This is a genomic window from Pseudomonas sp. RIT-PI-a (genome assembly GCF_001187875.1).
Lineage (GTDB): Bacteria > Pseudomonadota > Gammaproteobacteria > Pseudomonadales > Pseudomonadaceae > Aquipseudomonas > Aquipseudomonas coleopterorum.
Map to the genome: position 1 here is coordinate 263,360 of NZ_LGIR01000013.1, position 16,023 is coordinate 279,382.

Below are 16,023 nucleotides of genomic sequence, written 5' to 3' on the forward strand. Positions count from 1 at the left end.
GAGGGTTGCTGCTATTTTTTTATAATGTCGCGGCGGTTAGCCCGTCACTTCCGACAAATGCTCATGCCAGGCCAGCCAGCGCTCGCCCTCACAGCGGAATACGATCGTCTCGCGCTCCTTCAAGCGCAGCTCTTGGGTACCGATGCGCACATGCGTCGCCACGTCATGCACGAAAATGGCCGTATCGCCCTGCACGTTGACCCAGGCGTTACTCGACTCACAGCCCAGCACCGCAAAACCATCGATCTGCCATTGCTGCCACAACGTTTCATACTTGGCCCGCGAGTTCAGCGGCTTGGCCAGGGTATGAAAGACAAAACTGGCGTCAGGACTGAAACAGTCGAAATAACGTGCCGTGTCGTTGCTGGCAAAGGCCGCGACCAGCGCCGCAGCCGCCTCGAGAACCTCGGTTTCACGGCTCATCGACGGACGACGCCCGGCAGCACACAGAGCATTTCGTACAACAGGTTGGCGCCCAGCAGCGAGGTGTTGCCGGTGGTGTCATACGGCGGCGACACCTCGACCAGATCGCAACCGATCAAGTCCAGCCCCTGGCAGCCTCGGATTATCTCCAGCGCCTGGATCGTAGTCAGCCCGCCGACCTCCGGTGTCCCGGTGCCCGGTGCCCAGGCCGGGTCGATGCCATCGATGTCGAACGACAAGTACACCGGCCCACCACCGACCTTCTCGCGGACTTCGGCCATCAACGGCGTCAGCGACTTGTGCCAGCAATCCTCGGCCTGCACCACACGGAAACCCTGCTTGCGGCTCCAGTTGAAATCCTCGGCGGTATAACCCTGAGCCCGCAGGCCGATCTGCACCACACGGTCGCTGTCCAGCAGACCCTCTTCCTGCGCGCGGCGGAACGTGGTGCCGTGGGCAATCTTCTCGCCGAACATGTGATCGTTGACGTCGGCATGCGCATCGATATGCACCAGTCCGACCTTGCCATGCTTCTTGTGAATGGCCCGCAGGATCGGCAGCGTCAGCGTGTGATCGCCTCCCAGCGTCAGCGGCACGATACCGTGGCCCAGAATCCGGTCGTATTCCTGCTCGATGATGCGCACCGCATCGAGCAGGTTGAAGGTATTGATCGGCACATCGCCGATGTCGGCCACGTTCAGCGAATCGAACGGCGCGGCACCGGTGGCCATGTTGTAAGGACGGATCATCACCGACTCGGCACGAATCTGCCGTGGCCCGAAACGAGTGCCGGAACGCAGCGAAGTGCCAATATCTAGCGGAATACCGATAAACGCTGCATCCAACCGATCGAGTTCTTCGGCGGCTTGTATATGAGGCAAACGCAGCATGGTGGCGATGCCGCCGAAACGAGGCATCTCGTTCCCGCCCAAAGGCTGGTGGAAAGTCGTGTCCACGGGGTGGCCTCACTTTGTGGTCATTGAAGTGACTCCATTCTGGTGACGCCCCGCAGCTAGAAGAATCGCTGCCCACAAATAATCAGTTCAGAGATTTCTAAACTATCCGCGGATACACTGACCCTCTGAAACACTGCGATATCCCATCCGGCAATGGACCTGTGGAAAAGGGCTCTGTCCGCGATCATGCCAACACATAATCGCTGCCTTGACCTATCAACCCGCGCCACAGCCCGACCCTACAAGACCTGAGCTGCCCCACCCCGGAGCCCACCCCAATGTCCTCTGCCCTGCCCGACCTCAAACTGCTGCGCATCTTCGCCTGCGTAGTACGCCACCAGGGCTTCGCCGCCGCGCAGCAGGAACTCAACCTCTCCACTTCCGCCATCAGCACTTACATGAGCCAGCTCGAGACCCAGCTCGGCCTGGTGCTTTGCCACCGCGGCCGTGGTGGCTTCAGCCTGACCAGCAAAGGCGAACTGTTCCATCAAGAAACCCTGCGCCTGCTCGCAGAACTCGAAGGCTTCGAACGCTACAGCGCCGCCCTCAAAGGCGAACTGCGCGGCACTCTCAATCTCGGCGTGCTCGACTCCACCGTCAGCGACCCGGCGCTGCCGCTGGCCGACGTCATCGGCGCCTACAGCAAGGAACACCCCGCAGTACACCTGCACCTGTCCGTGCTCAGCCCCGCGCAACTGCAACTGGGCTTGCAGGAAAATCGACTGGACCTGGCCATCGGCGCCTTCTCCGTGCGCATGAATGGGCTTATGTACCAAGCGCTGTACCGCGAACAACACTGGCTGTATTGCAGCGATCGGCATGAGTTGTTCGAGCAGCGGCGAATTCCAGCCGAGGTGATCACCCAACAACGGATGGTCGGGCGCGGGTACTGGAGCCAGGCGGAACTGGCCCGCCACGGGTTCAAGCACAGCGCGGCGACGGTGGAGTCGATGGAGGCGCAACTGATCTTGGTGCTGTCGGGGGCGTATATCGGCTATCTGCCGGAACACTATGCGCAATTCTGGGCGGATCAGAAGCGGTTGAAGGTGTTGTTGCCGACGACGTTCGGGTATCAGGCACCGTTTTCGTTGGCTTTGCGGCGGGGACGGTCGAGGGAGCCGTTGATACAGAGCTTTCGAGATCGGTTGAGGGGGTGGTTTGAAGCCGGCTGATTCAAGTGATACAAAATCCGCAGGAGTGAGCAAAGCTCGCGAATCGAGTATGCAGCGCCGCAGAAATGCGCCCTGTAGGTAGACCGCCACACAATCAGGTTTGGCAAGCAGGGGACCTGGAGGCCCCCTGTTGGTACAGTTTTTTAGCTTTCTGAACAGTTTTCAATCCGAACGACCATAGCTTGCAACCCTACTCCCCCCTCACTCCACCGTCACCGACTTCGCCAAATTACGCGGCTGATCCACATCCGTCCCCTTCAGCACCGCCACGTAGTACGAAAGCAGCTGCAACGGAATGGTGTAGAGGATCGGCGCCAACGCATCGATGATGTGCGGCATGGCGACCACATGTGTGCCGGGGCCGTTGCTCAGCTGCGCCTGCTCATCGGCGAATACCACCAGCTCGCCGCCGCGCGCGCGCACTTCCTGCAGGTTGGATTTGAGTTTTTCCAGCAGCTCGTTGTTCGGCGCCACGGTGACCACCGGCATGTCCTTGTCCACCAGCGCCAGCGGCCCGTGCTTCAATTCGCCAGCAGGATAGGCTTCGGCGTGGATGTAGGAGATCTCCTTGAGCTTCAGTGCACCTTCCATTGCCACCGGGAACTGCGCGCCGCGGCCCAGGAACAGCGTGTGGTGCTTCTCGGCGAACAGCTCGGCGATGCGCTCGATGGTGGTGTCCATGGCCAGGGCTTCGCCCAGGCGGGTGGGAAGGCGGCGGAGCTCGGCCACCAGCTGCGCCTCGACACCCTCCTCCAATGATCCGTGTACCTGGCCAAGGGAAAGCGTCAGCAACATCAGCGCGACCAGCTGCGTGGTGAACGCCTTGGTCGAAGCCACACCGATCTCCGGGCCTGCCTGAGTCAGCAGGGTCAGGTCGGACTCGCGCACCAGGGAGCTGATGCCGACGTTGCAGATGGCCAGGCTGCCGAGAAACCCGAGTTGCTTGCCGTTGCGCAATGCGGCCAGGGTGTCAGCCGTTTCGCCGGACTGGGAGATGGAGACGAACAAGGTGTCGGGCTGCACCACGACCTTGCGATAGCGGAACTCGCTGGCCACTTCGACCTGGCAAGGGATGCCGGCCAGGCCTTCGAGCCAGTAGCGCGCAACCATACCCGCGTGATAGCTGGTGCCGCACGCGACGATCTGTACGTTGCGCACCTTGGCGAACAGTTCGGCCGCCTGTGGACCGAAGGCCTGCACCAGCACTTGGTTCTGCCCAAGACGGCCTTCCAGGGTGCGCTGTACCACGGTAGGTTGCTCGTGGATCTCCTTCATCATGAAGTGGCGATATTCGCCCTTGTCGGCGGCCTCTGCGCCTTCGTGGTACTGCACGCTTTCGCGTTCCACAGGTGCGCCCGCGGCGTCCCAGATCTGCACGCTTTCACGACGGATCTCGGCAATGTCACCTTCCTCCAGGTACATGAAGCGGTCAGTCACCTGGCGCAGGGCCAACTGGTCGGAGGCCAGGAAGTTCTCGCCCATGCCCAGGCCGATCACCAGCGGACTGCCGCTGCGGGCGGCGACCAGACGATCGGGCTGGTGCACACTGATGGCAGCCAGGCCGTAGGCGCCGTGCAGTTGCTTGACCGTCGCCTTGAGCGCATCGGCCAGGTCCGGCAGGGCCTTGAGGGTGTGGTGCAGCAAGTGGGCGATGACTTCGGTGTCGGTCTGCGAGGTGAACACGTAGCCCAGCTCCTTGAGCTGGGTGCGCAACACTTCGTGGTTTTCGATGATGCCGTTGTGCACCACGGCCACTTCGTCTGTGGAAAAGTGCGGGTGAGCGTTCTGTTCGGTGGGCGCACCGTGGGTGGCCCAGCGGGTGTGAGCAATCCCCAGCTTGCCGAGCAGAGGCTCCTCCGCCAGCGCCGTTTGCAGTTCGGCGACCTTGCCCACACGACGTCGGCGCTGCACGCTGCCATCTTCGCCCAGCACCGCGACACCGGCGCTGTCGTAGCCGCGATATTCCAGGCGCTTGAGACCCTCGACCAGAATGGCTGTGATGTTGCGCTCCGCAATGGCGCCGACGATTCCACACATGTTCGCTTCTCCTAGCTGGTAGCGGCGAGCACGAGATCGATCCCGCGCGCCTGAATCTGATCGCGTGCTTCGAGCGGCAGACGATCATCGGTGATGAGGGTACTGATGCGGCCCCAGGGCAGCTCCAGATTGGGAATCTTGCGTCCGACCTTGTCGGACTCGACCATGACGATCACTTCGCGAGCGACTTCGGCCATTACCCTGCTCAGGCCCAGCAACTCGTTGAAGGTCGTCGTGCCGCGCTCCAGATCGATGCCGTCGGCACCGATGAAGAGTTGATCGAAGTCATAGGAGCGCAACACCTGTTCGGCCACTTGGCCCTGGAACGATTCGGAGTGCGGATCCCAGGTGCCACCGGTCATCAGCAGTACGGGCTCGTGCTCCAGCGCACCCAGAGCGTTGGCCACGTGCAGCGAGTTGGTCATGACGACCAGACCCGGCTGCTTGCCCAACTCCGGAATCATCGCCGCCGTGGTGCTGCCACTGTCGATGATGATCCGCGCGTGTTCCTTGATACGCAGAACGGCTGCGCGGGCGATGGATTGCTTGATGGCCGAGACGCGCGGGCCCGGTTCGCCAATCAGCTCTTGAGGCATGGTCACCGCACCGCCGTAGCGACGCAGGAGCAACCCGTGACTCTCGAGGGCGGCAAGGTCCTTGCGAATGGTCACTTCGGACGTGGCGAAATGCTTGGCCAAGTTATCCACACTCACTTCGCCCTGCTCGTTGAGCAAGGCGAGGATGCTGTGACGGCGTTGAGGCGTATTGCGCTTCGACATGACGACCTAAGTTTCGTTTCGAAAGATAACGAAGGCAATAGAAACCTAAAATGAAAGGTCCGTCAATGATGAAGCAAAGCTTTTGTGTAATCTCTTCGTGGGGCGGAGGGCTCACCGCCCGCCTCGCTCTCACGAATTGGGACACAGGACACTGTGGGAGCGGGGCGGGCGGCCAAGCCCTCTGCCCGCGAAGAGGCCAGTGATAAAATCACCATGCTGTGGATAACTAGGGCTTTTTGATCTTCACCGGCCGTTTCCACCCTTCAACATTGCGCTGCCGGGTCCGCGCCACTGCCAACTGCCCTTCCGGCACTTCTTGGGTAATGGTCGAACCCGCAGCAGTGGTCGACCCCGCTAAGATATCCACAGGTGCTACCAGCGAATTGTTCGAACCAATGAACACGTCCTCACCAATGGTGGTTTTCCATTTGTTCGCCCCGTCGTAGTTGCAGGTGATGGTCCCCGCACCGATGTTGCTGCCGGCACCGATGTCCGCATCACCCAGGTAGGTCAAGTGACCGGCCTTGGCGCCCTCGCCCATGCGCGCGTTCTTCAGCTCGACGAAGTTACCCACATGGGCGCGAGCTTCCAGCACCGTACCCGGTCGCAGCCGCGCGAACGGGCCGGCATCACTGCCTTCGTGCAACACCGCCCCGTCCAGATGACTGTTGGCCTTGACCACCACGCCGCGGCCCAGGGTGCTGTCCTTGATATAGCAGTTGGGACCGATAACCACATCGTCCTCGATCACCACGCGGCCTTCGAGCACCACGTTGACGTCGATCAGGACATCGCGGCCCACGGTGACGTCTCCGCGCACATCGAAGCGTGCCGGGTCGCGCAAGGTCACGCCTTGGGCCATCAGGCGACGACCTTCACGCAGCTGGTAATGGCGCTCCAGTTCCGAGAGCTGATGTCGGTCGTTTGCACCCTGCACTTCCATCGGATCCTGAGCAGTTTCAGTGGCAACCACCAAGCCGTCGCTGACCGCCATGGCGATCACGTCGGTCAAGTAATACTCACCCTGGGCGTTGTCGTTGGACAGGCGCGCCAGCCAGTCGGCCAGGCGCTTTCCAGGGACCGCAAGAATACCGGTGTTGCCTTCGTTGATGGCTTTCTGCGCATCGCTGGCGTCCTTGTGCTCAACGATGGCCTGCACCTGACCATTGGCATCACGCACGATGCGCCCGTACCCCGTGGGGTCGGCCAGGTTGACGGTGAGCAGACCCAGTTGATCAGCACTGACCTTCTGCAGCAGCCGCTGCAGGGTCGCCACCTCGATCAGCGGTACGTCACCGTAGAGAATCAACACATTATCGGCGCTCAGGCCCGGAACCGCCTGTGCGACCGCATGGCCCGTACCCAGCTGCTTGTCCTGCAACACGAAATTCAGATCATCGGCAGCGAGGCGTTCGCGTACCGCGTCGGCGCCATGGCCGATCACTACATGAATGCCCTGCGGCTGGAGTTGGCGCGCGCTGTGGATAACATGGCCGAGCATGGAATTGCCGGCGACAGGGTGCAATACCTTGGGCAGGGCCGAGCGCATGCGCGTGCCCTGGCCAGCGGCGAGAATGACGATATCGAGAGACATGGACGGCTACCAATCCGGAGAATGGCCAGCGGGCTGACCGGGGAGGAAATGCTGAAAAAGAAAAAGGGTAGCCGAGGCTACCCTTTTACTCAATCGCAAGTGAATCGACGCATCAGCCGCCGAATTTCTTGCGGATCTGCTGGACGGTGCGCAGCTGGGCTGCAGCCTCGGCCAGGCGTGCGGCGGCAGATCCGTAATCGAAGTCTGCGCCTTTTTCGTTCAGGGCCTTCTCGGCAGCCTTGACGGCTTCCTGAGCGGAAGCTTCATCCAGGTCGGCAGCGCGCTGCACGGTGTCGGCAAGAACCTTGACCATGTTCGGCTGAACCTCGAGGAAACCACCAGAGATGTAGAACACCTCGGCTTCGCCACCCTGCTTGATCAGGCGGATCGGGCCCGGCTTGAGATCGGTGATCAGCGGGGCGTGGCCTGGAGCGATACCGATATCACCCAGGTTACCGTGCGCAATCACCATCTCGACCAGGCCGGAAAAGATTTCTCCTTCCGCGCTGACGATATCGCAATGGACTGTCATAGCCATACTTGCCTCAACCTGATTAGCGCCCGTTGCCGGGCGCCAGGATTACAGTTTCTTGGCTTTCTCGATCGCTTCTTCGATGCCGCCGACCATGTAGAACGCTTGTTCCGGCAGGTGGTCGTAGTCGCCGTTGAGGATGCCTTTGAAGCCTGCGATGGTGTCTTTCAGGGAAACGTATTTACCCGAGGCACCGGTGAAGACTTCAGCCACGAAGAACGGCTGCGACAGGAAGCGCTGGATCTTACGAGCGCGGGATACCAACTGCTTGTCGGTTTCCGACAGCTCGTCCATACCCAGGATCGCAATGATGTCCTTCAGCTCTTTGTAGCGCTGCAGCACGTACTGAACGCCGCGAGCGGTGTCGTAGTGCTCCTGGCCGATCACGTTCGGGTCCAGCTGGCGCGAAGTCGAGTCCAGTGGATCGACCGCTGGGTAGATACCCAGGGAAGCGATGTCACGGGACAGTACGACGGTGGCGTCCAAGTGGGCGAAGGTGGTCGCCGGCGACGGGTCGGTCAAGTCGTCCGCAGGTACGTATACCGCCTGGATCGAGGTGATCGAACCTTCCTTGGTCGAAGTGATGCGTTCCTGCAGAACGCCCATCTCTTCGGCCAGGGTCGGCTGGTAACCTACTGCCGAAGGCATACGGCCCAGCAGTGCGGATACTTCGGTACCGGCCAGGGTGTAACGATAGATGTTGTCGACGAACAGCAGAACGTCGTTACCTTCGTCACGGAATTTCTCGGCCATGGTCAGACCGGTCAGAGCAACGCGCAGACGGTTACCCGGCGGCTCGTTCATCTGGCCGTAGACAAGGGCTACCTTGTCCAGAACGTTGGAGTCCTTCATCTCGTGGTAGAAGTCGTTACCCTCACGGGTACGCTCGCCCACACCGGCGAACACGGAATAACCGCTGTGTTCGATGGCGATGTTACGGATCAGCTCCATCATGTTCACGGTCTTGCCGACACCGGCACCACCGAACAGACCGACTTTACCGCCCTTGGCGAACGGGCAGACCAGGTCGATAACCTTGATGCCGGTTTCCAGCAGGTCGTTGCCGCCTGCCTGTTCCGCGAAGGAAGGTGCTGGACGGTGAATGCCCCAGCGCTCTTCGGTATCGATCGGGCCCGCTTCGTCGATCGGGTTGCCCAGAACGTCCATGATGCGGCCCAGAGTGGCCTTGCCGACAGGGACGGAAATGGCTGCGCCGCTGTCGAGCACGTTCAGGCCGCGTTTCAGGCCTTCGGTGGAACCCATGGCGATGGTACGAACCACGCCGTCGCCCAGCTGCTGCTGGACTTCGAGAGTGGTTTCAGCGCCTTGTACCTTCAGCGCGTTGTAGATGCTCGGTACGCTGTCGCGTGGAAATTCCACGTCGATAACGGCGCCGATGATTTGAACGATACGTCCGCTACTCATAGCTGGATCCTCTGAATATTTGAACCGTTAAACCGCGGCAGCGCCGCCGACGATTTCCGAGATCTCTTGGGTGATCGCAGCCTGACGCGCCTTGTTGTAGATCAGCTGCAAATCGCTGATCAGGTCGCCGGCGTTGTCGGTTGCATTCTTCATTGCGATCATCCGCGCCGCTTGTTCAGCAGCGTTGTTCTCGACCACCGCCTGGTACACCTGCGACTCCACGTAACGCACCATCAGGCCTTCAAGCAGCTCTTTGGCGTCGGGTTCGTACAGGTAATCCCAGTGGTGCTTGAGTTCTTGATCCGGGGTTGCCTCCAACGGGATCAACTGCTCCACCGTTGGTTGTTGCGTCATGGTATTGATGAACTTGTTGGACACCACGGACAGGCGATCGATACGGCCTTCCAGGTACGCGTCCAGCATCACCTTGACGCTGCCGATCAGATCATTGATCGACGGCTCTTCGCCCAGATGGCTGATCGCTGCCACGACGTTGCCGCCGAAGTTGCGAAAGAACGCTGCACCCTTGCTGCCGATCACGCACAGGTCGATTTCGACGCCGCGTTCGCGATTGGCCGCCATGTCCTTGACCAGGGCCTTGAACAGGTTGGTGTTCAAGCCGCCGCACAGACCACGGTCGCTGCTCACCACGATATAGCCGACGCGCTTGACGGCGCGTTCGATCATGAACGGGTGGCGGTATTCCGGGTTGGCGTTGGCCAGATGTCCAATCACCTGGCGGATACGCTCCGCGTAGGGGCGGCTGGCTGCCATGCGCATTTGTGCCTTGCGCATTTTGCTGACCGCCACTTTTTCCATGGCGCTGGTAATTTTTTGCGTGCTTTTGATGCTCGCAATCTTACTGCGAATCTCTTTTGCGCCTGCCATGTAACACCTATCAGGTTAGCAAGCAGGGGCCTTGCGGCCCCTGCTGCGGCTTACCAGGTTTGGGTGGCCTTGAACTTCTCGATACCGGCCTTGAGGCCAGCGTCGATTTCGTCATTGAAGTCACCCTTCACGTTGATCTTCGCCAACAGGTCGGCGTGATCGCGGTTGAAGTAAGCAATCAGGGCCTGCTCGAAGCTACCAACCTTAGCGATCTCGACGTCGGTCAGGAAACCACGCTCGGCTGCATACAGCGACAGCGCCATGTCGGCGATCGACATCGGCGAGTACTGCTTCTGCTTCATCAGCTCGGTCACGCGCTGGCCGTGCTCGAGCTGCTTGCGGGTGGCTTCGTCCAGGTCAGAAGCGAACTGGGCGAATGCCGCCAGTTCACGGTACTGAGCCAGGGCGGTACGGATACCACCGGACAGCTTCTTGATGATCTTGGTCTGAGCGGCACCACCTACGCGGGATACCGAAACACCGGCGTTAACTGCAGGGCGGATGCCCGAGTTGAACATGGCCGATTCCAGGAAGATCTGACCGTCGGTGATCGAGATCACGTTGGTCGGAACGAACGCGGAAACGTCGCCAGCCTGGGTTTCGATGATCGGCAACGCGGTCAGGGAACCGGTCTTGCCAGTCACTGCACCGTTGGTGAACTTCTCGACGTATTCTTCGGAAACGCGCGATGCACGCTCCAGCAAGCGGGAGTGGAGATAGAACACGTCGCCTGGGTAGGCTTCACGGCCTGGTGGACGACGCAGCAGCAGGGAAATCTGGCGGTAGGCCACTGCTTGCTTGGACAGGTCGTCGTAGACGATCAGTGCGTCTTCGCCACGGTCACGGAAGAACTCGCCCATGGTGCAACCGGCATAAGGTGCCAGGAATTGCAGCGCAGGAGATTCCGAAGCACTGGCAGCCACCACGATGGTGTTGGCCAGGGCGCCGTTTTCTTCCAGCTTGCGAACCACGTTGGCGATGGTCGATTGTTTCTGACCGATGGCAACGTAGACGCAGAAGATACCGGAGTTCTTCTGGTTGATGATCGCGTCGATCGCCAGAGCGGTCTTGCCGATCTGACGGTCGCCGATGATCAGCTCGCGCTGGCCACGGCCGACAGGGATCATGGCGTCGACAGCCTTGTAGCCAGTCTGTACAGGCTGGTCTACCGACTTACGCCAGATAACGCCCGGTGCAACCTTTTCGACCGCGTCGGTCTCGGTGTTGCCCAGCGGACCCTTGCCATCGACAGGGTTGCCCAGTGCGTCGACGACGCGACCCAGCAGCTCCTTGCCAACCGGAACTTCCAGGATGCGGCCGGTGCACTTGGCGCTCATGCCTTCGGCCAGGCTGGTGTAGGCGCCCAGTACCACGGCACCTACGGAGTCCTGCTCCAGGTTGAGTGCCATGCCGAAGACGCCGCCAGGAAACTCGATCATTTCGCCGTACATGACGTCGGCCAGACCGTGGATCCGTACGATACCGTCGGAAACGCTGACGACGGTGCCTTCGTTACGGGCTTGGGAGGTCACATCGAGCTTGTCGATGCGACCCTTGATGATTTCACTTATTTCGGAAGGATTGAGTTGCTGCATTGCTCTGCTGCCCCTTCAAACTCAAGATTTCAATGCTTCGGCCAGTTTCGCGAGTTTGCCGCGAATCGAGCCATCGATAACCAGGTCGCCGGCGCGGATGACGACGCCACCTATCAGGCTGGCATCCTCCGCAACTTGCAGGCGCACTTCCCGGTCGAGTCGTGCACTGAGAACCTTGGCGAGTTTGTCTTGCTGTTCTTGGTTCAATGCGAAGGCACTGGTGACTTCCACATCGACCGATTTTTCCTGCTCGGCCTTGTACAGGTCGAACAGTTCGGCGATCTCCGGCAGAAGCAGGAGACGGTCGTTTTCGGCAACGACGTGGATGAAATTCTGTGCCTTGGCATCGAACTTGTCGCCGCACACGTCAATGAACGTGGCGGCCTTGTCTGCGCTCGTCAGTCGCGGGGCCTTGAGCAGGCTCTGCATGGTGGCGTCTTGCGCCACCGCTGCAGCCAGGCCGAGCATGGCTGACCAATTGGCCAGCTGCTGGTGGGCCTGAGCGTGCTCGAAGGCCGCCTTAGCGTAAGGTCGGGCCAACGTGGTCAGTTCTGCCATGATCGCCCTCGCTTAGATTTCAGCAGCCAGTTTGTTAACCAGCTCCGCGTGCGCGTTTTGATCGATTGTGGCGCCCAGGATCTTCTCGGCACCGCCTACGGCCAGCACGCCCAGTTGGGCACGCAGCGCGTCTTTGACGCCGTTCAGTTCCTGCTCGATCTCGGCTTGAGCCTGCACTTTCACGCGGTCAGCGTCGATACGGGCCTTTTCAACGGCCTCTTCGACGATCTGGTTGCCGCGTTTCTTTGCCTGCTCAATGATTTCGGCTGCCTGAGCTTTCGCTTCGCGCAGTTGCTGACCCACTTTCTCTTGGGCCAACTCCAGGTCGCGAGCTGCTCGGCTGGCAGCGTCCAAACCATCAGCGATCTTCTTCTGACGTTCGTGCAAAGCCGCGATGACCGGAGGCCACACGAACTTCATGCAGAACAGCACAAAAATGAAGAACGCAACGGTCTGGCCAATCAGGGTTGCATTAATGTTCACGCCAACACCTCGCTCGTTCTTTGTCCATCACACCAATCCACTCGAAGGTTCGAGAGATCAGCCAGCGAGTTGACCAACGAAGGGGTTCGCGAAGGTGAAGAACAGAGCGATACCAACACCGATCATGGTCACGGCGTCGAGCAGACCGGCGACGATGAACATTTTAACTTGCAGCATTGGGACCATTTCTGGCTGGCGAGCAGCGCCTTCCAGGAACTTGCCGCCCAGCAGGCCGAAGCCGATAGCGGTACCCAGTGCGCCCAGGCCGATCAGCAGAGCAACAGCGATAGCGGTTAGACCAACTACAGTTTCCATCTTTCCTCCCGACTTTTTACGTCGTCTTTTGCTTGGTTTTTAGGTTTTAAAGCGGTGTTACAAACCGGTGTTTCGGCCCGTGTGGACCTCCCTCGCGCCAGGGCGCGAGGGGCATCAGGCTCGCCAGGCGGGCCTTAATGATTTTCTTCGTGAGCCATCGAAAGGTAGACGATGGTCAGCATCATGAAGATGAATGCCTGCAGCGTGATGATCAGGATGTGGAACACAGCCCACGCCCACTGCAGCACGACGCCCAGGCCGCTGAGCCACAACAGGCCGCTGCCGAACATCACGGCGATCAGGATGAACACCAGCTCGCCGGCATACATGTTGCCGAACAGTCGCAGGGCCAGCGAGATCGGCTTGGCGATCAGGGTGACGAATTCGAGCAGGAAGTTCACCGGAATCAGCAGGATCTGAACGAAGATGTTCTTGCTGCCAAACGGGTGCAGGGTCAGTTCGCCGATGAAGCCGCCGATGCCCTTGACCTTGATGCTGTAGAAGATGATCAGCGCGAATACCGACAGGGCCATGCCCAGTGTCGCGTTCGGGTCGGTGGTCGACACGGCGCGGAACGGGATGTGCGAATCGCCGGAGATCCAGGCCGCGGCCATCGGGATCCAGTCGACCGGAATCAGGTCGATGGCGTTCATCAGGAACACCCAGACGAAGATCGTCAGCGCCAACGGTGCGATCACCGCGCTGCGGCCGTGGAAGCTGTCACGCACGCTGCCGTCGACGAACTCGACCAGAACCTCGACGAAGTTCTGCAGAGCGCCCGGCTGGCCAGACGTCGCCTTCTTGGCTGCCATGCGGAAGATCAGGATGAAGATCAGGCCCAGGGCAACCGACCAGCCGAGTGTATCGACGTGGAACGCCCAAAAACCCATTTCCTTGGCTTCTGCAGCGGTGTGGGCAAAGCCCCAGCCGCCTTCTGGTAGCTGACCGAAGGTCAAGTTCTGCAAGTGGTGCTGGATATAGCCCGAAGCGGTTGTTTCTGCCATGGTTGCCTCAAACGCCCTAAGGTCTCGAAAGTCTTGTTTTCATGAGCAGGGGTGCGAACCAGCTGACCAGCTGGGTCAGCCCGAAGACGCCGAATACAGCCAGCGGCGCCAGTGGTTTCACTCCTGCGAACGTCAGTGCGAACAGCACTGCCGTCAAAATCAGCTTGCCTGCCTCGCCGGCGTAGAACGACCGGACGATGGCTTGTGCGGCCCGGGCTCCGGTGAACCGGAAAGCCTTCCAGGCGAAATACAGATTGGGCAACCAGGCGATCAGGCCTCCGCAGAGACCCGAATAACCGCTGACCGCCCCGAGCCATTGCCACAGCACCAGAGCTGCCAGCAACACGACGACACCTTGCGCCAACAACATCGGGAAAACGACCCACTGATGGAACGGCAGGCGGTTTGGCGTGCGGGTTTCCATCGTGACGACTCCTCAATGGTCGACGTGCCATAAGCCGTAACTTGGCATAAATTGTGCCGACAAAATGCGCGCAGAGTATAGGGGCGGTTCCTCCCCTATTCAACTGCCGGGTAGTGATTTCCGACTGCGCGCTACACAAGGAATTGTTTCAGCGGATGTGTGCGAGCACGCCTTGCAACTCATCCAGAGAGTTGTAGCGGATGACCAACTGGCCTTTTCCTTTCTGCCCATGGCGGATCTGCACCGCAGAGCCTAGGCGTTCGGCCAGTCTTTGCTCCAGCCGGGTGATGTCAGGGTCGGCCTTGGCCGGTTCGACCGGCTCGGGTTTGCCGCTCAACCACTGGCGAACCAGGGCCTCGGTCTGCCGAACGGTAAGGCCTCGTGCGACAACGTGTCGCGCGCCTTCGACCTGCTGCTCATCGGGCAGACCGAGCAATGCGCGCGCATGGCCCATTTCCAGATCGCCATGGGACAGCATGGTCTTGATTACTTCTGGCAGCGCGATCAGGCGCAACAGGTTGGCCACGGTGACCCGCGACTTGCCCACCGCATCGGCGACCTGCTGCTGCGTCAGCTGGAACTCGTGCTGCAGACGCTGCAGGGCAATGGCCTCTTCCACCGGATTGAGGTCTTCGCGTTGGATGTTCTCGATCAGCGCCATGGCGATCGCCGCTTCGTCCGGCACATCGCGGACCATGGCCGGGATGGTTTCCAGGCCAGCCTGTTGCGCGGCACGCCAGCGACGTTCGCCGGCGATGATCTCGAAGCGTGCGTTGGCCACCGGCCGTACCACGATCGGTTGCATCACGCCCTGGGTCTTGATCGAGTGCGCCAGCTCTTCGAGCGCCTGCGGGTCCATGTCCCGGCGCGGCTGATACTTGCCCCGCTGAATGACGTCCAGCGGCAGGTGCTGCAACTCGTTCTGGTCGACCGTGACAGCCTGCTCCTCGAGCGAGCTGACGGTCGGACCGCTGAGCAGCGCATCCAGTCCACGTCCGAGACCACGTTTCTTGACGGCCATTGGAATCCTTAAATGACTGCAGCGGTGCGAGATTGGCGACGTTGCCGACGAACCATCTCGCCGGCCAGTGCCAGATAGGCCAGCGCGCCGCGTGATGATTTATCGTACGACAGCGCCGGCATCCCGTAGCTGGGCGCTTCGGCCAGACGAATGTTGCGCGGGATCACCGTATCGTACAGCTGATCGCCGAAATGCTCCTTGAGCTGTGCCGAGACATCGTTCATCAGGCTCAGGCGCGGGTCGTACATGGTGCGCAGCAGACCCTCGACCTTCAGGTCCGGATTGAGCAACTCGGCAATGCGCTTGATGTTATCCACAAGGTCGCTCAATCCTTCCAGGGCGAAATATTCGCACTGCATCGGGATGATCACGCCATCGGAGGCCACCAGCGCATTGAGGGTCAGCATCGACAGCGACGGCGGGCAGTCGATGAGGATGTAATCGTAGTTGTTACGCACCGGCGCCAGGGCGCTGCGCAGACGGCTTTCCTTCATCTGCATTTCCAGCAGGACCACCTCGGCCGCGGTCAGGTCGCGGTTGGCAGGCAGCAACTGGTATCCGCCGTGTTCGGAAAAATGCATGGCCTGAGCCAGGTCGCACTCGCCGATCAACACGTCGTAGATCGAATTTTCCAGCGCATGCTTGTCCACACCGCTGCCCATGGTGGCGTTGCCCTGCGGATCGAGATCGATCAGCAGCACGCGGCGCTTGGTCGCGACCAGCGATGCTGCGAGGTTGATGCAGGTGGTGGTCTTGCCCACACCACCTTTCTGGTTCGCTATCGCGAATACCTTAGCCATTAGTGCTCGTGTTCCCA

At 60.4% G+C, this 16,023-nt stretch carries 17 protein-coding genes; 1 reads left to right on the forward strand and 16 read right to left on the reverse strand.

Features of this window, described 5'->3' with window-relative positions:
* Positions 1 to 36 precede the first annotated feature (36 nt).
* Positions 37 to 423: a nuclear transport factor 2 family protein gene (locus AC788_RS09695; RefSeq protein WP_049860444.1), complete on the reverse strand. Its 387-nt coding sequence runs from the start codon at positions 421 to 423 to the stop codon at positions 37 to 39.
* Complete coding sequence (gene speB / locus AC788_RS09700; protein WP_049860445.1) at positions 420 to 1,379, reverse strand: agmatinase; 960 nt, start codon at positions 1,377 to 1,379, stop codon at positions 420 to 422. Before speB ends, AC788_RS09695 begins: the two co-directional genes overlap by 4 nt.
* Positions 1,380 to 1,657: 278 nt before the next feature.
* Between speB and AC788_RS09705 the strand changes: the two genes are divergently transcribed.
* Positions 1,658 to 2,551 (forward strand): LysR family transcriptional regulator, encoded by an 894-nt coding sequence (locus AC788_RS09705; RefSeq protein WP_049860446.1) that lies wholly within the window; start codon positions 1,658 to 1,660, stop codon positions 2,549 to 2,551.
* A gap of 201 nt (positions 2,552 to 2,752) precedes the next feature.
* On the opposite strand, the gene glmS is transcribed toward AC788_RS09705, so the two are convergent.
* The 14 genes from glmS to AC788_RS09775 form a co-directional block, all read right to left on the reverse strand.
* Complete coding sequence (gene glmS / locus AC788_RS09710; RefSeq protein ID WP_049860447.1) at positions 2,753 to 4,588, reverse strand: glutamine--fructose-6-phosphate transaminase (isomerizing); 1,836 nt, start codon at positions 4,586 to 4,588, stop codon at positions 2,753 to 2,755.
* A gap of 11 nt (positions 4,589 to 4,599) precedes the next feature.
* Positions 4,600 to 5,367: a DeoR family transcriptional regulator gene (locus AC788_RS09715; protein WP_043192059.1), complete on the reverse strand. Its 768-nt coding sequence runs from the start codon at positions 5,365 to 5,367 to the stop codon at positions 4,600 to 4,602.
* A 226-nt stretch (positions 5,368 to 5,593) separates the two neighbouring features.
* A complete protein-coding gene (gene glmU / locus AC788_RS09720; RefSeq protein WP_049860448.1) occupies positions 5,594 to 6,961 on the reverse strand; it encodes a bifunctional UDP-N-acetylglucosamine diphosphorylase/glucosamine-1-phosphate N-acetyltransferase GlmU in 1,368 nt (455 codons plus the stop codon).
* Positions 6,962 to 7,073: 112 nt separating this feature from the next.
* Positions 7,074 to 7,499 carry a F0F1 ATP synthase subunit epsilon gene (locus tag AC788_RS09725; protein ID WP_043192055.1) on the reverse strand — a complete coding sequence of 142 codons (426 nt, stop codon included), beginning with the start codon at positions 7,497 to 7,499 and terminating at the stop codon, positions 7,074 to 7,076.
* Between the two features lie 42 nt (positions 7,500 to 7,541).
* Positions 7,542 to 8,918, reverse strand: coding sequence for a F0F1 ATP synthase subunit beta (gene atpD / locus AC788_RS09730; RefSeq protein ID WP_049860449.1), 1,377 nt, complete (start codon positions 8,916 to 8,918; stop codon positions 7,542 to 7,544).
* 27 nt (positions 8,919 to 8,945) lie between these two features.
* Positions 8,946 to 9,806, reverse strand: a complete 861-nt coding sequence (gene atpG, locus AC788_RS09735; RefSeq protein WP_043192052.1) for a F0F1 ATP synthase subunit gamma — start codon at positions 9,804 to 9,806, stop codon at positions 8,946 to 8,948.
* Between the two features lie 50 nt (positions 9,807 to 9,856).
* Entirely contained in the window at positions 9,857 to 11,401 is a 1,545-nt protein-coding gene (gene atpA, locus AC788_RS09740) for a F0F1 ATP synthase subunit alpha (protein ID WP_049860450.1), read from the reverse strand.
* A 21-nt stretch (positions 11,402 to 11,422) separates the two neighbouring features.
* Positions 11,423 to 11,959: a F0F1 ATP synthase subunit delta gene (locus AC788_RS09745; protein WP_043192047.1), complete on the reverse strand. Its 537-nt coding sequence runs from the start codon at positions 11,957 to 11,959 to the stop codon at positions 11,423 to 11,425.
* A 12-nt stretch (positions 11,960 to 11,971) separates the two neighbouring features.
* Complete coding sequence (locus AC788_RS09750; protein WP_043192045.1) at positions 11,972 to 12,442, reverse strand: F0F1 ATP synthase subunit B; 471 nt, start codon at positions 12,440 to 12,442, stop codon at positions 11,972 to 11,974.
* 57 nt (positions 12,443 to 12,499) lie between these two features.
* Positions 12,500 to 12,757, reverse strand: a complete 258-nt coding sequence (gene atpE / locus AC788_RS21320) for a F0F1 ATP synthase subunit C (RefSeq protein WP_002555987.1) — start codon at positions 12,755 to 12,757, stop codon at positions 12,500 to 12,502.
* 134 nt (positions 12,758 to 12,891) lie between these two features.
* Positions 12,892 to 13,761: a F0F1 ATP synthase subunit A gene (atpB, locus tag AC788_RS09760; protein ID WP_049860451.1), complete on the reverse strand. Its 870-nt coding sequence runs from the start codon at positions 13,759 to 13,761 to the stop codon at positions 12,892 to 12,894.
* A 16-nt stretch (positions 13,762 to 13,777) separates the two neighbouring features.
* The gene (locus tag AC788_RS09765; protein ID WP_043192037.1) at positions 13,778 to 14,185 is read right to left on the reverse strand and encodes a F0F1 ATP synthase subunit I; all 408 of its coding nucleotides are present in this window, start codon (positions 14,183 to 14,185) and stop codon (positions 13,778 to 13,780) included.
* A gap of 148 nt (positions 14,186 to 14,333) precedes the next feature.
* Positions 14,334 to 15,206, reverse strand: a complete 873-nt coding sequence (locus tag AC788_RS09770) for a ParB/RepB/Spo0J family partition protein (protein ID WP_049860452.1) — start codon at positions 15,204 to 15,206, stop codon at positions 14,334 to 14,336.
* Positions 15,207 to 15,214: 8 nt separating this feature from the next.
* Positions 15,215 to 16,006 (reverse strand): ParA family protein, encoded by a 792-nt coding sequence (locus AC788_RS09775; RefSeq protein ID WP_049860453.1) that lies wholly within the window; start codon positions 16,004 to 16,006, stop codon positions 15,215 to 15,217.
* Between the last annotated feature and the right edge of the window lie 17 nt (positions 16,007 to 16,023).

Bases quoted from the DNA above. Each gene is read 5' to 3' on its own strand.
- AC788_RS09695 (WP_049860444.1), bottom strand. From the start codon at position 423: ATGAGCCGTGAAACCGAGGTTCTCGAGGCGGCTGCGGCGCTGGTCGCG.
- AC788_RS09705 (WP_049860446.1), top strand. From the start codon at position 1,658: ATGTCCTCTGCCCTGCCCGACCTCAAACTGCTGCGCATCTTCGCCTGC.
- glmS (WP_049860447.1), bottom strand. From the start codon at position 4,588: ATGTGTGGAATCGTCGGCGCCATTGCGGAGCGCAACATCACAGCCATT.
- AC788_RS09715 (WP_043192059.1), bottom strand. From the start codon at position 5,367: ATGTCGAAGCGCAATACGCCTCAACGCCGTCACAGCATCCTCGCCTTG.
- glmU (WP_049860448.1), bottom strand. From the start codon at position 6,961: ATGTCTCTCGATATCGTCATTCTCGCCGCTGGCCAGGGCACGCGCATG.
- AC788_RS09725 (WP_043192055.1), bottom strand. From the start codon at position 7,499: ATGGCTATGACAGTCCATTGCGATATCGTCAGCGCGGAAGGAGAAATC.
- atpD (WP_049860449.1), bottom strand. From the start codon at position 8,918: ATGAGTAGCGGACGTATCGTTCAAATCATCGGCGCCGTTATCGACGTG.
- atpG (WP_043192052.1), bottom strand. From the start codon at position 9,806: ATGGCAGGCGCAAAAGAGATTCGCAGTAAGATTGCGAGCATCAAAAGC.
- atpA (WP_049860450.1), bottom strand. From the start codon at position 11,401: ATGCAGCAACTCAATCCTTCCGAAATAAGTGAAATCATCAAGGGTCGC.
- AC788_RS09745 (WP_043192047.1), bottom strand. From the start codon at position 11,959: ATGGCAGAACTGACCACGTTGGCCCGACCTTACGCTAAGGCGGCCTTC.
- atpE (WP_002555987.1), bottom strand. From the start codon at position 12,757: ATGGAAACTGTAGTTGGTCTAACCGCTATCGCTGTTGCTCTGCTGATC.
- atpB (WP_049860451.1), bottom strand. From the start codon at position 13,761: ATGGCAGAAACAACCGCTTCGGGCTATATCCAGCACCACTTGCAGAAC.
- AC788_RS09765 (WP_043192037.1), bottom strand. From the start codon at position 14,185: ATGGAAACCCGCACGCCAAACCGCCTGCCGTTCCATCAGTGGGTCGTT.
- AC788_RS09770 (WP_049860452.1), bottom strand. From the start codon at position 15,206: ATGGCCGTCAAGAAACGTGGTCTCGGACGTGGACTGGATGCGCTGCTC.
- AC788_RS09775 (WP_049860453.1), bottom strand. From the start codon at position 16,006: ATGGCTAAGGTATTCGCGATAGCGAACCAGAAAGGTGGTGTGGGCAAG.